The following is a 13,716-nucleotide window of genomic DNA, read 5'->3' as shown; positions in this document are numbered from 1 at the left end:
TTCAGGGAATGTTTTTGGCGACATAAAACAATAAGGGCAGGGATACCTTAAAGGTACGCAAATGGCGAACCACCTTTCTCGTCAAGCGATTCAGCAGCAGGGAGCGTGAAGTCATTGAATGCCTATCAGCGGAAGCGGTGGCTAGGTCTACTCCTCGTCATTATCGTCTGCATGCTCGGTTTATCTTCTCCAATCCAGCATTTCGCCGCATTTCCGAATGAAGTTCGTTTGTTCTCCGGTCAGTTGAAGCAATTAGATTATGGCATGCCGGTCCATGCGCAGGTTACATCCGATTCGGAGCTCTTGCGTATTAATGGATCAAACGATCGATCTACTTCCATTAACCTGAACAAGCCGCTGACGATCCAATCTTCGCATAGCGGCGAGACGACATTGAAATTGAAATTATTCGGCAAAATTCCATTCAAGACGGTGAAAGTGAATGTCGTGCCTGATTTACGGGTCATTCCAGGTGGACAAACCATCGGAGTCAAAGTGAAATCCGCCGGTATCATGGTCGTAGGACATCATCAAGTCGTTAATGGCAAAGGAACCAAGGTTTCTCCAGGCGAGACGGCCAAATTGCAATTAGGCGATTTGATTGTCCGCATCAATGGCAATTATGTCAATGAGGTTTATAAAGTGGCTAAACTTGCTGAGGAAGCGGGTACCGCAAATCGTTCGCTTCAATTGACAGTGAAACGCGGTACGCGGATGTTTGAAACGAAGCTGACGCCTGTGTTCGATGCTGAAGACCGCGCTTGGCGGCTTGGCTTGTATATTCGCGATTCCGCGGCAGGTGTAGGAACACTGACCTTCTATGCACCGGATCAAGGGGTATATGGCGCACTTGGACATGTCATTACAGACATGGACACGCAAACGCCTATAGAAGTCGGAGAAGGACAAATTCTTCAATCGAATGTGACTTCCATCAATAAGAGTCAAACCGGCGAACCTGGCGAGAAGCGCGCCCATTTCATTAAAGAGAGTAAAGTTCTGGGTAATATTGAACGCAACACACCGTTCGGTATTTTCGGGAAAATGAAAGAGCTTCCTGCGCACAGCTACAATCAGCAAACCATTCCGGTTGCTTTTGCCGAGGAAGTGAAGGAAGGTCCGGCACAGCTGCTTACAGTCGTTAATGGCCAGAAGGTTGAACGATTCAATGTTGAGATCGTTCATGTAACGAAACAGCAGTCTCCCGCAACCAAAGGCATGGTCATCAAAATTACGGATCGGCGGCTATTGGAGCAGACAGGCGGTATCGTTCAAGGCATGTCCGGCAGTCCGATTATTCAAGACGGTAAACTAATCGGTGCTGTGACCCATGTATTCGTGAATGACCCAACATCCGGATACGGCTGCTTCATCGAATGGATGCTGCAGGATGCAGGCGTACTTTTAAAACAAGCAAGTTTAAATCTTAAGGCGGCTTAAGCCCCTTAAGATTTTTATTTTTTAAGGTAAATTAAGGTTTCAACAACGACTTCATTTGTTTATGTAGAAATGTTGATGAATTTCGAATAATTTTGTCGAAAGTCAACGAATCAAGTGTTATCCTGTAATAAATTATTCATTATAAATCACATTGTTTTAAAAATAAAGAAAAATATTATTCGACAGAAGGAATTTTAGCGTACCTGTCGAAAATGTTTTACAAGCAGGTTAAAACGTAAAGTTGCTGCGTCACAACCATTATAGACGGTAATTCGTCTAAGGAGGATACTACCTTGCAAAGAATTGAAGTATTGTTGGCTGATGACAACCGTGAATTTACGACACTGCTTTCGGAGTACATTTCGGAACAAAACGATATGGTTGTAACCGGAGTCGCTTATAATGGTGAAGAAGTACTGCGGCTGCTGGAAGAAACCCGTCCAGATGTATTGATCCTTGATATTATTATGCCTCATCTTGATGGACTCGGCGTTCTGGAACGCTTGCGTGAAATGAATTTACCATCGATGCCCAAAATCATTATGTTGACTGCGTTCGGTCAGGAGAATATTACGCAGAAGGCTGTACAACTCGGTGCTTCATACTACATATTAAAGCCATTCGATATGGAAATTCTCGCTAATCGCATTCGCCAGCTTGTTGGGAATCCAACGGTCATTTCATCTTCGTATTCGAGCGGATCTTCCTCTGCGATTTCGAATTCGAAGTCGAATGTCGTGCCGATTGCAAAAGGTAAAAATTTGGATGCGAACATTACGAGCATTATTCACGAAATCGGCGTACCTGCGCATATCAAGGGGTACCAGTATTTACGCGAAGCGATTACGATGGTTTATAACAATATTGAGATTTTGGGTGCAATTACGAAGACGCTTTATCCGGCGATTGCAGAGAAGTTCAAAACGACGCCATCCCGCGTTGAACGCGCGATCCGCCATGCGATCGAAGTCGCTTGGACGCGCGGCAACATCGACAGCATCAGCCATTTATTCGGCTATACGATCAACATTAGCAAATCGAAACCGACGAACTCCGAGTTCATCGCGATGGTTGCCGACAAGCTTCGTATCGAACATAAAGTGAGCTGAAATTGATCCAAGCATGGAATATTCATGCAACGTTCTCACGATGATATTAAACGTGAAAACGGTTCATTAATCAAAATAATTGAAGGCCTTCCTTATCTCGGAAGGCCTTTTTCATGCCTGTAATTTTAGTGGCGTATGGAGGAAGGGGCAAACGATGATCGATATTCATATTGAGAAAGCTTTGAAACAACTTATGCAAGCGTTGCAATTAGGCAATATAATTGGCACTCCCGCAGCTGTCTCCGGGGGACTTATGCATAAAATGTACGCGGTAGAGACGACGCAAGGGAAATATGCCGTTAAAGCATTGAATCCTCAAATCATGCTGCGGCCAGAGGCGCTTCACAATTTCATACGTGCAGAACGAATTGCCCAGCTTGCTGCGGCTGACGTGCCAGCACTGCCTGCGAAAGTAATAAACGGCGAGTTTCTGCATCGTACCGGCGATCGCTGCTACTTGGTATTCGATTGGATCGACGGCGTTCGGTTACAACCCGGTGAGGTCGAGATCGAGCATTGCATCAGCATCGGCGGTATATTGGCAGCGATACATCGGACGGATTTCTCCGAACTTGCCATTCCTCAGCATAAGGGTGGGCAGGCCTCGCCGACGGATTGGAATACCTATTTGAGGCAAGGACAGAAGGTGCATGCCGAGTGGGCTGGCCGAATGCTTGGCATCATTGATGAACTATATAGTTGGGAAGACAAGGCTACACAATCCGCTCGACGGTCGGCAGACGATCAAGCGGTATTGAGCCATGGCGACCTGGATCCGAAGAATGTCATGTGGCGCCACAATAGTCCCGTTGTTATCGATTGGGAGGCAGCGGGTTATGTTCAACCGATGCTGGATTTAACGGAAACGGCGATTTATTGGTCCGAGGATGAAGAGGGAGACGTGGATCAGCCACGATTCTCGGCGCTCTTAAAGGGCTATCGTAATCGTGGCGGAGTCATGCATGCCGATTGGAGAAGCGTGCTCGAACAAGGGTTTTTAGGCAAATTGGGCTGGTTGGCGTATAACTTGAGACGATCGCTGGGGCTGGAATGTGCCGATGAAGACGAGCAGCGGCTCGGAACGGAGCAGGCCGTACTAACGATTCAAGTCCTTCGGCGTTATGCGGAACGGCTGCCTGAATATGAGAAGTGGCTCATGCAAGAGATGTAGCAGAGGAGGTGCAGAGATGGCGATCGGCGGCATTATTTTCGATATGGATAATACGATTTTGAGATCGAATATCGATTTTGCGGCGATGAAACAGGAGGTGTTCGACTATCTGCTTCGAATCGGGGCAGTCAATCTCGAAATTCCGCTTCATGAGCATACTTCGTCTTCGATGATCGCGCTCGCGCAGCGCTCTGAATTGTGGACGGAACGCATGAAGCAGGAGCTCGAAGCCATTTTAACGAAACATGAGGTCGCAGGCATGATGGGGGCCGAGTTGGAGCCTGGCGTCATTGCGTTATTGGATCAGCTTGCAGGCAAACAAAAATTGGTTATTCTGACCAACAATGCGTATCCGGCCGCGAAGCTGGCATTGGAAACGAATCGCATCGATACGTATTTCGACCGTATCGTGGCCAGAGAACAGATGGCATTCATGAAACCTGCTCCGGACGGGGTGCTCGCTATTCTGGAGCTATATCCGCATATCGGTCCGCAGCATTGGTTGTCGGTCGGCGATTCTTGGATCGATGGCAAGGCTGCTCAAGATGCGCGCGTTGCCTTTATTGCTTATCGCGGAGACGTCGGAAGGATGCACAGCCAAGGCGTTATTCCAGCGGGTCATATCGCAGTCATGGGCGAGCTGCTATCTTTTATCGACGGGTCTGCGTAAATCGCAGTGGATCAATTCATTTGGTAATCATCAGCAAATGCCCCGAAGCTCTTGTTGATCCTACGCGTAGATGCTAATGTAGAAACAGAGAAACCGATTCATTTCGATTGGAATGAAACGCCACTTCCGCGCCTATGGGCTCCGGATGTGGCGTTTCATGTTGTTTATCGCATATTGGAGGCTGGATTTATGACAACGATGGCGCACGCTTCTGCTCCTTCTAAGAAACAATTGATTATTTTGCTTTCCGTTACACTCATCGCGGGCTTCAACCAGGGACTGCTGCTGCCGCTGCTCGCCATTTTGCTGGATCAGCGAGGCATATCCTCGGATTTGAACGGCTTAAATTCGATGGCGCTCTATATCGGCACGTTCAGCATGATGTTCTTTATCGAGAAGCCTGTCCGCAAATTCGGCTATAAAACGGGTATTCTCTCGGGAATCGCCCTCGCAGGTATCGCGACGCTGATCTTCCCGATGTGTTCCTATCTGTGGGTATGGTTTATTCTGCGAATTGCTGTCGGAGTCGGCGATAGCGCGCTTCATTATTGCACGCAGCTGTGGATCGTAAGCAGCAGCCCGCAGAACAAGCGCGGTCGTTATATTTCGCTGTATGGCATGGCGTACGGCATCGGTTTCAGTCTCGGTCCAACCGGCATCAATTTGACGGCCATCGGCAGCTGGTTCCCGTTCGTCATGAACACGCTGCTGTTCTTGATCGTGGCCTTATTCGTGTCGACCCTGAAACCGGAATATCCGGAAGCCGCGCAGCCTGCAGCGGCGAATGGCAACCGGTTCTCCTTTACGTACCGCGTCGCATGGTTTGCATTGCTTCCGGCGATCTTGTACGGTTTGTTGGAATCGACGATGAACAGCAATTTCCCGCTTTACGGTCTGCGCATTGATCTGAGCAAAGAAGCGATCTCGATGCTGCTTCCGGCGCTTGGCATCGGCAGCTTGCTCGTCATGTTCCCGCTGGGCAGCCTGAGCGACCGGATTGGCCGCAAAGGCGTGCTCATGTTCTGTGCCTGCACGGCAGGCGCGCTATTCTTTGCGGTGCCGCTTGCCGGCAATAACATCGTGTGGTTGTTCGTACTGCTTGCGCTCATCGGCGGGCTGGTCGGTTCGTTCTTCTCGCTCGGCTTGGCCTATGCCGCCGATTTGCTGCCGAAGAACGTGCTGCCTTCGGCGAACGTCATCGCTTCGATACACTTCAGCATCGGCAGTCTGCTTGGCCCTAGCTTAGGCGGCTACGGGATGCGTCATATCTCCGTCAACAGCCTTTTCATTATGCTGGGCGGCGCGTTTATCCTCTTCACCGTCACGGGCCTGTTTTTCCGGAAAACGAAAGGAAACGTATCAGCGGAATCGAAATTATTCGTATAATGAGTAGGAGATGCGTATCCTTTTGACAGGTTCGTTCGTTTACGCTGTGAAAGCAAACGAAACGGATGAGGAGGTGCTAAGACGATGACGAAGCAACTGCCAGGCGCTGTTGAAGAAATGCGGTTCGTGCTGTACCGGTACTGTTTGTCGTTGACCCGTTCGACGTGGGACGCGGAGGATCTCGTGCAGGAAACCTGCCTGAGGGCGCTGCCGGTCATGAACGGAGCGATGACGCATCCGAATCCGACGGCGTATTTGCTGCGGACGGCCAGAAACATCGCGGTCGATCAATCCAGGCGGAAGCTGCGTGCCGGCCGGATCTTGGAGGCGATGAAGCGCAACGAGGCGGCGTTAAACCGTCTCTACGACAATTCCCCGGAGCTGGACTACATGCTGGGCCTGCTCATCCAACATTTATCGCCGCTGCAGCGGACGGTCTTTCTATTGAAAGAACTGTTCGGGTATAAGAACGCGGAAATGGCCGCAAAGCTGGCGACGTCGGAAGGCGCGGTCAAAGCGGCGCTTCACCGGGCGCGGGCTGCGGTCGACAAGCTGAACTTGCGCAGCGGCATTCGCCAGCCGGAAGCGGAACGAGGCGGACAGCAGCTGGACGACAGCGGTCTGCTCCAAGCCTATGTCAACGCAGTAAGGGCAAGCGACCCGCAAGCATTGATCATGCTCGCGAATGCAGAGGTTGGTCTTATCGATACCGTGCAAGCGGTCGGTCATTTGAACCAGAACGGTCAATGGCTCGCCTCGGCGGGCGCTGCCGGCTCCTCATCCGTCAGCATGCTGTTTGCTGCTTAACGCGAACGAGGAGGGAATAGGCAATGAGCTTGATGCCATATGTCATTGAATCGACGAACCGGGGAGAGCGCAGCTACGATATTTATTCCCGGCTGCTCAAGGATCGGATCGTCATGGTCAGCGGAGAAATCGAGGATCAGATGGCCAACGCGATCGTGGCGCAGCTGCTGTTTCTGGCCGCCGACGATCCGGAGAAAGACATTCAGCTGTACATTAACAGCCCGGGAGGCTCCGTAACGGCGGGCTTCTCCATCTATGACACGATGCAGTTCATCAAACCCGACGTGTCGACGATCTGCACCGGATTTGCCGCGAGCTTCGGCGCCATTCTGCTGGCGGGCGGCGCCAAAGGCAAACGATTCGTGCTCCCGAACAGCGAGGTCATGATTCATCAGCCTTTGGGCGGCGCGCGGGGCCAGGCGAGCGATATTCAAATCCACGCCACCTGGATTCTGAAGACGCGGGAGAAAATCAACGCCTTGCTGGCGCAGCATACAGGCCAGACGGTGGAACAAATCGAACGGGACTCCGACCGCGACCGGTTCATGAGCGCGTCCGATGCCGTGGCATACGGAATCGTCGATAAAGTCATAGCGGCGGCCGGTAAATAGATCTAGCAGCATGCATGCTTAAATGAACAAAAGGGCAGGCTCGCCGTCATGGCGAACCTGCCCTTTTGCCTTCTATCCGTGCTGCGCGGCGTCCTGTTATAGTTCCGGACGCGGCGGCCGAGGCCGCTTCTTGCGGAACTTAGGTGCCACGTAATTGCGCTTGCGGTCGCGGAAGAACGTCCAGCCGCCGATAAAACCGACGCCGACCAGAAACAGCGCGAGTCCGGCAATGAAACGCCACCACTCGAAAGGATGCGTGGAAGCATCGTCCCCGAAGGAAGCGAAAAAATGAAAAATTGCGTCTTTCATGAGCAGAAATCCATAAGTGGCGCCAAGTCCGGGAATAACGAGCAGCAGAACCGCAATGAATCGAATAAGTACCTGCTTCATACTTGAATGAGCCTCCTGTAGCCTGGTGAAGAAAACGCTTGTACGGTACTCATCATACCTTTTCTGAGCGAACCTGTCCATTTGGAAACAGCTAAGTTTTCCCTCGCCATGAAAAAAAGGTACAATGGGGAAGACTAGCTTTTTGAGATGGAGAGGAGATCGGCCATGACGATTCAATGCGATATTGCCATCATTGGCGGAGGCATCGCAGGATATACGGCGGCAATCCGAGCGGCGCAAGCCGGGAAGAAGGTCGTACTGGTAGAACGGGAGAAACTCGGCGGTACGTGTTTACATAAAGGCTGCATCCCAAGCAAGTCGCTGCTTCGCAGCGCGGAAGTCTATGCCACGGTTCGAAAAGCGGAAGCGTTCGGCGTCCAAGTGGACGGAACGGTATCGCTGGACTTTGCCAAGGTGCAGCAGCGCAAGGAAAGCACGGTCGGAAATTTATACAAAGGCCTGCAATACTTAATGCGCAAACATAACATAACGGTCCTGGAAGGAAGCGGGAACGTCATCGGACCGTCGATTTTCTCGCCGAAGAGCGGAAGCGTCGCGGTCGTGTTTCCGAACGAGGACATGGAGACAGTCGTGCCGGCGCATCTCATTATCGCGACCGGATCGCGGCCGCGCGCGCTGAAAGGGCTCGAACCGGCGGCCGGGCAAATCATGTCCAGCGACGAAGCGCTCGAGATGGACAAGCTGCCCAAATCGATGCTCATCGTCGGAGGCGGCGTCATCGGCGTCGAATGGGCGTCCATGCTGATCGACTTCGGCATCGAGGTGACGCTTGCTGAATCGGCGTCGCGGCTCTTGCCGGGCGAAGACCCCGATGCATCCGCCGAATTGACCAAGCAGCTGCGCCGCAGAGGGGTCCGGATATTAACCGGCATCCAATTGAAGCCCGATACGTATACCTTTAATGATGGGCAAGCTTCCATCACGGCGGACACGGCCGACGGACCGGTCATTCTGAACGCGGAGCGGCTGCTCGTGTCGGTAGGAAGACAGGGCAACGTGGAAGGGATCGGACTTGAAAATACGGATGTGAGGATTGAGAAGGGCGCGATCAAAGTCAATGCGTTCTTCCAAACGAACGAACCGCATATTTATGCGGTCGGCGACGTGAACGGGGGCATGCAGCTGGCGCATGCCGCGGCGCATGAAGCGCTCGTGGCGGTAGACCATATCCTTGGCGGCACGGAACAGGCACCCGACCATTCCCGCATCCCGCGGGCGATCTATTCCAAGCCGGAGATCGCCTCGATCGGCATGACGGAGGACGAAGCGGTCAAGAAGGGACATGCCGTCAAAGTAGGCAAAGTTCCGTTCCAAGCGATCGGGAAAGCGCAAGTGCTCGGAGAGACGGATGGTTTCGCCAAAGTCATCGCGGACAGGAATACGAACGACGTGCTAGGCGTTCATATCGTCGGTCCGCATGCGACGGACTTATTGTCCGAAGCGTCGCTGGCGATGCTGCTGAACGCCGCGCCGTGGGAAGTATCGCAGGTTATCCACCCGCATCCGACGCTGTCGGAAGTGCTGGGCGAAGCGATGCTGGCCGTTGACGGCAAGTCGATGGCGTTCTAGTTGACGGCGAATGCTGGCTGGGCGAATGCGGCGGAGTGAATGCTGTGTTCCCTGACCTGCGTCAGGGAACACAAATTAATCACCCTTACCTGCGCATTTCCTTTTCCATTGAAGTCGGTTATAATGGGTATAGGCAAGTCTTAGTACCTGGTTATAATAGTAGCTAAAAGGAGGGCAATCCTCATGTCACAATCCGATTCCGCCGTAGAGCAAACGAAGCATGCGGCTCTTGGACTCACGGATGAGCAAGTGCTTGAAATGTATAAGATCATGGTTACTGCAAGGAGATACGACGAACGCTGTTTGCTGCTCCAACGTGCAGGTAAAATTAAATTTCATGTCTCCGGCATCGGCCAGGAGGCTGCCCAAGTCGGCGCGGCTTTCGCGCTCGATCGCGAGCAAGATTACTATTTGCCCTACTACCGGGACTACGCGCTCGTCTTGTCTGTCGGGATGACGCTTCGCGAGCTGATGCTCTGCCTCTTCTCGAAAGTGGACGACCCGAACAGCGGCGGCCGCCAAATGCCGGGTCACTTCGGCTCCAAGCGGCTTCGTATCGTAACAGGCTCGAGTCCCGTCACGACGCAGGTTCCGCACGCCGTCGGCTTCGCGCTGGCTGCGAAGATGAAGAAGAAAGACTTCGTCACGTTCGTTACGTTCGGCGACGGTTCCAGCAACCAAGGCGACTTCCACGAGGGAGCGAATATGGCAGGCGTACATAAGCTGCCGGTTATTTTCATGTGCGAGAACAATCAATACGCGATCTCCGTACCGCTGCATAAGCAGGTCGGAGGCCGGATTGCCGACCGGGCAATCGGGTATGGATTTCCGGGCGTTTCCGTGGACGGCAACGATGTTCTGGAAGTGTACCGCGTGATGAAGGAAGCGCGTGCGCGCGCAGCCAAGGGCGAGGGTCCGACTTTGATCGAAACCGTGATGTACCGGCTGTCGCCTCACTCCACGTCCGACGAAGATTTGGCTTACCGGACGAAGGAAGAAGTCGATGCGAACCGGGACAAAGACGGCATTCCGAAATTCAAGCAGTATTTGATCGACTGCGGGATTTGGAACGAGGAACTGGACGCTGAAATGATGAAGGATATCAAGGCAGCCCTGGACGACGCGACGAGCTTCGGCGAGAAAGCGCCGTTCCCGGAACCGGAAGATATTCTGTATCACGTATACGCCGGCGACGACGAAGGCAGAGGGGGACACTAATATGCCGAAAATGGACTATATTGATGCGATCCGCCTAGCCATGAAGGAAGAAATGGAACGCGACGAGGACGTCTTCGTGCTCGGCGAGGATGTCGGTTTCAAAGGCGGCGTCTTCACGACGACGAAAGGCTTGCTGGATCAGTTCGGCGAAGCGCGCGTAATGGATACGCCGCTGGCGGAGTCCGCGATCGTCGGCGCGGCTATCGGCGCGGCCATGTACGGCATGAAGCCGATTGCAGAGATGCAGTATTCGGATTTCATGTTTCCGGCAACGAACCAAATCATAAGCGAAGCGGCGAAAATCCGTTACCGCTCCAATAACGATTGGAACTGTCCGCTCGTGATCCGCGCGCCGATCGGCGGCGGCATCTTCGGCGGCTTGTATCATTCGCAATGTCCGGAATCGGTGTTCTTCGGAACGCCGGGACTGAAGATCGTCGCTCCGTATACGCCGCACGACGCGAAGGGCCTCCTGAAGGCGGCCGTGCGCGATCCGGATCCGGTCATTTACTTCGAAAACAAGAAATGCTACAAGCTCGTGAACGGCGAGGTGCCGGAGGGCGATTATATCGTTCCGATCGGCAAAGCGAACGTTCTGCGGGAAGGCGACGATATTACGGTCATCAGCTACAGCTTGCCGCTCCATTTCATCATGGAGGCTGCCGCCGAGCTTGAAGCGGAAGGCATCACGGCTCATGTCCTTGATCTGCGTTCGCTGCAGCCGCTCGATAAAGAAGGCGTGCTGGAAGCCGCTCGCCGTACCGGCAAAGTGCTGATCGTGCACGAGGATAACAAATTCGGCGGCATCGGCGCCGAAGTATCCGCGATTATCGCAGAAGAAATGCTGTACGAGCTCGACGCGCCGATCATGCGGTTGTGCGGTCCTGACGTACCCGCGATGCCGATCAACCCGCCGGGCGAGAAGTTCTTCATGCTGAACAAGGACAAAGTGAAAGAAGCTATGAAACGTTTGGCGGTTTACTAAACGCGCCCGCGCTTCGCTAGCAGCATACAGCTTGGATTATGCTTTCGAAGCGAGTTTTGCTAAGCTTGCCGGAGCTTCCGGCTGCGCAATGTACTCGCAAAACTTTTAGGAGTGGTCGGAATGAAAAAAATGACGGAAATCGTCATGCCGCAGCTCGCTGAATCACTTGTTTCCGCGACAATTGATAAATGGCTGAAGCAGCCCGGCGATGTCATCGACATGTATGAGCCGATCTGTGAAATCTTGACGGATAAAGTAAACGCGGAGCTGCCTTCGACGATTCAAGGCACGCTGAGCAAAATTTTGGTCGGCGCCGGCGAGACGGTTCCGGTCGGAACGCCGGTCTGCCTCATTGAAGTCGACGAAGAAGGCGAAGATACCGTGGCGCCCGCACCTGCGGCAAGCAGCGGATCATCCGCTGGATTCGCCGCGGCGGCGCCGACGAACGTGAGCAGCAGCGATCGTGCTGCCGTTCGCGCGCAAGGCGGCAGCCCGCAGGAGTCCGGCGACGACAGCATGCGCCATCGCTTCTCTCCGGCCGTTCAACAGCTTGCCGTTCAGCATAACGTCAATCTGACGTACGTGGAAGGAACGGGGCTCGGCGGCCGGATCACGCGCAAGGACGTGCTGGCCTACGTGGAATCAAGCAGCCGCAGCGCCAAGCCGGCAGCGGCTGGCGGTACTTCAGGCGGGGCGTATACAGCCGCTACGAGCATGCCGAACTTGAATTCCAAAGAGCCTGTTCGCTCCACCGGACTGCATTTGTCGGAATCGCCGCGCATTCCGAAGGTCGAGGTCGAAGGCCAGCAGCTGCCAGGCCGCAGCAGCGAATATTTCATCGACGTAACGCCGGTACGCAACGCCATCGCGCGGAACATGCGCCAGAGCGTGACGGAAATTCCGCATGCATGGACGATGATGGAAGTCGACGTGACGAACCTCGTCACGCTGCGCAACAAGCTGAAGGAAGATTTCATGAAGCGCGAAGGGATCAACCTGACGTACATGGCGTTCTTCGTGAAAGCCGTCGTCAATGCGATCAAGGACTTCCCGATCATGAACTCGGTCTGGGCAGTCGACAAGATCATCGTCAAGCGCGATATTCATATCGGCCTGGCCGTCGGCACGGAAGACGCGGTGAAAGTACCGGTCATCAAGAACGCGGATCAGAAGAACATCGCCGGCCTTGCCCGCGAAATCGAGGATCTCGCCCGCAAGACGCGCGAGGGCAAGCTGACGCTGGCGGACATGGAAGGCGGTACGTTCACGGTCAACAATACGGGCTCGTTCGGTTCCATATTGTCTTATCCCATCATCAATTACCCGCAGGCGGCGATCGTCACCTTCGAATCGATCGTGAAACGCCCTGTGGTCATCAACGATATGATCGCGGTACGCAGCATGGCGAACCTCTGTTTGTCGCTGGACCATCGGATCCTGGACGGCGTGATCTGCGGGCGGTTCCTGCAGCGCGTCAAAGAAAATTTGGAAGGCTTCACGCTCGACACGAAGCTGTATTGAAACGAGGCGAACAAGCGGTGACAACGAACGTGAAGACGATCGATGTACGGTATACGCCCATGATGGGTTATGCCGAAGCTTGGGATCTGCAGAAAGCCTGCGTCAAAGAGATCGATAAGGAGGAGCGGCGAGAGTCGCTGCTCCTTCTTCAGCATCCGCCGACCTATACGGTCGGTTCGCAGAAGCATCCCGAGCATTTGCTTTATTCGGAAGAAGAGCTGGCGGAGCGCGGCATCGGCCTGTTCCAGATCGACCGCGGCGGCGATATTACGTATCATGGCCCAGGACAGCTTGTCGGCTATCCGCTGCTCTATTTGGACGGCGAGAACCTGGATTTGCACCGGTATTTACGGGATTTGGAGCAGGTCATTATCGATTGGCTGGCCGGTTACGGCATCGAAGGCGGACGCAAACCCGAATATACGGGCGTGTGGATCGGCAATGAGAAAATCGCGGCGATTGGCGTGAAATTCAATAAAGCGAGGACGCGGCGGGGCTTCATCACGAGTCATGGCTTCGCGCTGAACATCAAAGCCGGCATCGCGCAGGATGGATTCCGGGGCATTATTCCGTGCGGCATTCAAGAATACGCGGTGACGTCTTTTGCGGATGTGACCGGCATACAACTAACGGTAGAACAAGCCGCGGCCGAGCTGCTGCCTTTCTTCTGCAAGCAATTCGGCCGCGAGATCGCGCTGCTCGAAGGTCTGTAATGCTATTCAAACATCCAGCCGATCCCGATAAGCAGCGTGGAAAGCAGCATGGCGGCGATCAGTACCCAAATAAAAGCTTTCATCAATGAATTGCGACGCATGGCA

14 protein-coding genes are annotated in these 13,716 nt (G+C 53.6%); 12 read left to right on the top strand and 2 right to left on the bottom strand.

Going from position 1 to position 13,716, the window contains the following annotated elements; genetic code table 11:
- Window positions 1–114: 114 nt before the first annotated feature.
- The 7 genes from spoIVB (at window position 115) to clpP (ending at window position 7,194) form a co-directional block, all read left to right on the top strand.
- Window positions 115–1,440 carry a SpoIVB peptidase gene (spoIVB, locus tag GZH47_RS05035; protein ID WP_192043621.1) on the top strand — a complete coding sequence of 442 codons (1,326 nt, stop codon included), beginning with the start codon at window positions 115–117 and terminating at the stop codon, window positions 1,438–1,440.
- A 293-nt stretch (window positions 1,441–1,733) separates the two neighbouring features.
- Window positions 1,734–2,549, top strand: a complete 816-nt coding sequence (spo0A, locus tag GZH47_RS05030; RefSeq protein WP_162638996.1) for a sporulation transcription factor Spo0A — start codon at window positions 1,734–1,736, stop codon at window positions 2,547–2,549.
- A gap of 154 nt (window positions 2,550–2,703) precedes the next feature.
- Window positions 2,704–3,720, top strand: coding sequence for a phosphotransferase (locus GZH47_RS05025; protein WP_162638995.1), 1,017 nt, complete (start codon window positions 2,704–2,706; stop codon window positions 3,718–3,720).
- Between the two features lie 16 nt (window positions 3,721–3,736).
- Window positions 3,737–4,390, top strand: coding sequence for an HAD family hydrolase (locus GZH47_RS05020; RefSeq protein ID WP_162638994.1), 654 nt, complete (start codon window positions 3,737–3,739; stop codon window positions 4,388–4,390).
- Window positions 4,391–4,579: 189 nt separating this feature from the next.
- Window positions 4,580–5,776 carry an MFS transporter gene (locus GZH47_RS05015; RefSeq protein ID WP_192043585.1) on the top strand — a complete coding sequence of 399 codons (1,197 nt, stop codon included), beginning with the start codon at window positions 4,580–4,582 and terminating at the stop codon, window positions 5,774–5,776.
- An 84-nt stretch (window positions 5,777–5,860) separates the two neighbouring features.
- Window positions 5,861–6,583, top strand: a complete 723-nt coding sequence (locus tag GZH47_RS05010; RefSeq protein ID WP_162638993.1) for an RNA polymerase sigma factor — start codon at window positions 5,861–5,863, stop codon at window positions 6,581–6,583.
- A gap of 23 nt (window positions 6,584–6,606) precedes the next feature.
- Window positions 6,607–7,194 (top strand): ATP-dependent Clp endopeptidase proteolytic subunit ClpP, encoded by a 588-nt coding sequence (clpP, locus tag GZH47_RS05005; RefSeq protein WP_162638992.1) that lies wholly within the window; start codon window positions 6,607–6,609, stop codon window positions 7,192–7,194.
- A gap of 96 nt (window positions 7,195–7,290) precedes the next feature.
- Here the strand turns inward: clpP and GZH47_RS05000 are convergent, their stop codons facing one another.
- Entirely contained in the window at window positions 7,291–7,584 is a 294-nt protein-coding gene (locus tag GZH47_RS05000; RefSeq protein WP_162638991.1) for a DUF2627 domain-containing protein, read from the bottom strand.
- A gap of 165 nt (window positions 7,585–7,749) precedes the next feature.
- On the opposite strand from GZH47_RS05000, the gene lpdA reads away from it, so the two are divergent.
- The 5 genes from lpdA (at window position 7,750) to lipB (ending at window position 13,611) form a co-directional block, all read left to right on the top strand.
- Window positions 7,750–9,174, top strand: coding sequence for a dihydrolipoyl dehydrogenase (gene lpdA, locus GZH47_RS04995; protein ID WP_162638990.1), 1,425 nt, complete (start codon window positions 7,750–7,752; stop codon window positions 9,172–9,174).
- 183 nt (window positions 9,175–9,357) lie between these two features.
- On the top strand, window positions 9,358–10,392 hold the full coding sequence (locus GZH47_RS04990) for a thiamine pyrophosphate-dependent dehydrogenase E1 component subunit alpha (RefSeq protein WP_162638989.1): 1,035 nt from the start codon (window positions 9,358–9,360) through the stop codon (window positions 10,390–10,392).
- Window position 10,393: 1 nt separating this feature from the next.
- Window positions 10,394–11,377 carry an alpha-ketoacid dehydrogenase subunit beta gene (locus GZH47_RS04985; protein WP_162638988.1) on the top strand — a complete coding sequence of 328 codons (984 nt, stop codon included), beginning with the start codon at window positions 10,394–10,396 and terminating at the stop codon, window positions 11,375–11,377.
- 120 nt (window positions 11,378–11,497) lie between these two features.
- Window positions 11,498–12,898: a dihydrolipoamide acetyltransferase family protein gene (locus GZH47_RS04980; RefSeq protein WP_192043584.1), complete on the top strand. Its 1,401-nt coding sequence runs from the start codon at window positions 11,498–11,500 to the stop codon at window positions 12,896–12,898.
- Between the two features lie 17 nt (window positions 12,899–12,915).
- Complete coding sequence (lipB, locus tag GZH47_RS04975; RefSeq protein WP_162638986.1) at window positions 12,916–13,611, top strand: lipoyl(octanoyl) transferase LipB; 696 nt, start codon at window positions 12,916–12,918, stop codon at window positions 13,609–13,611.
- 2 nt (window positions 13,612–13,613) lie between these two features.
- Here lipB and prli42 read toward each other — a convergent pair whose 3' ends face one another.
- A complete protein-coding gene (prli42, locus tag GZH47_RS04970) occupies window positions 13,614–13,712 on the bottom strand; it encodes a stressosome-associated protein Prli42 (RefSeq protein WP_162638985.1) in 99 nt (32 codons plus the stop codon).
- Window positions 13,713–13,716 lie beyond the last annotated feature (4 nt).

The organism is Paenibacillus rhizovicinus, assembly GCF_010365285.1.
In the GTDB taxonomy this organism is placed as follows: Bacteria; Bacillota; Bacilli; order Paenibacillales; family Paenibacillaceae; genus Paenibacillus_Z; species Paenibacillus_Z rhizovicinus.
Note: the sequence above shows the minus strand (reverse complement) of the source record. Positions and strands in the feature narration are given on the sequence as shown.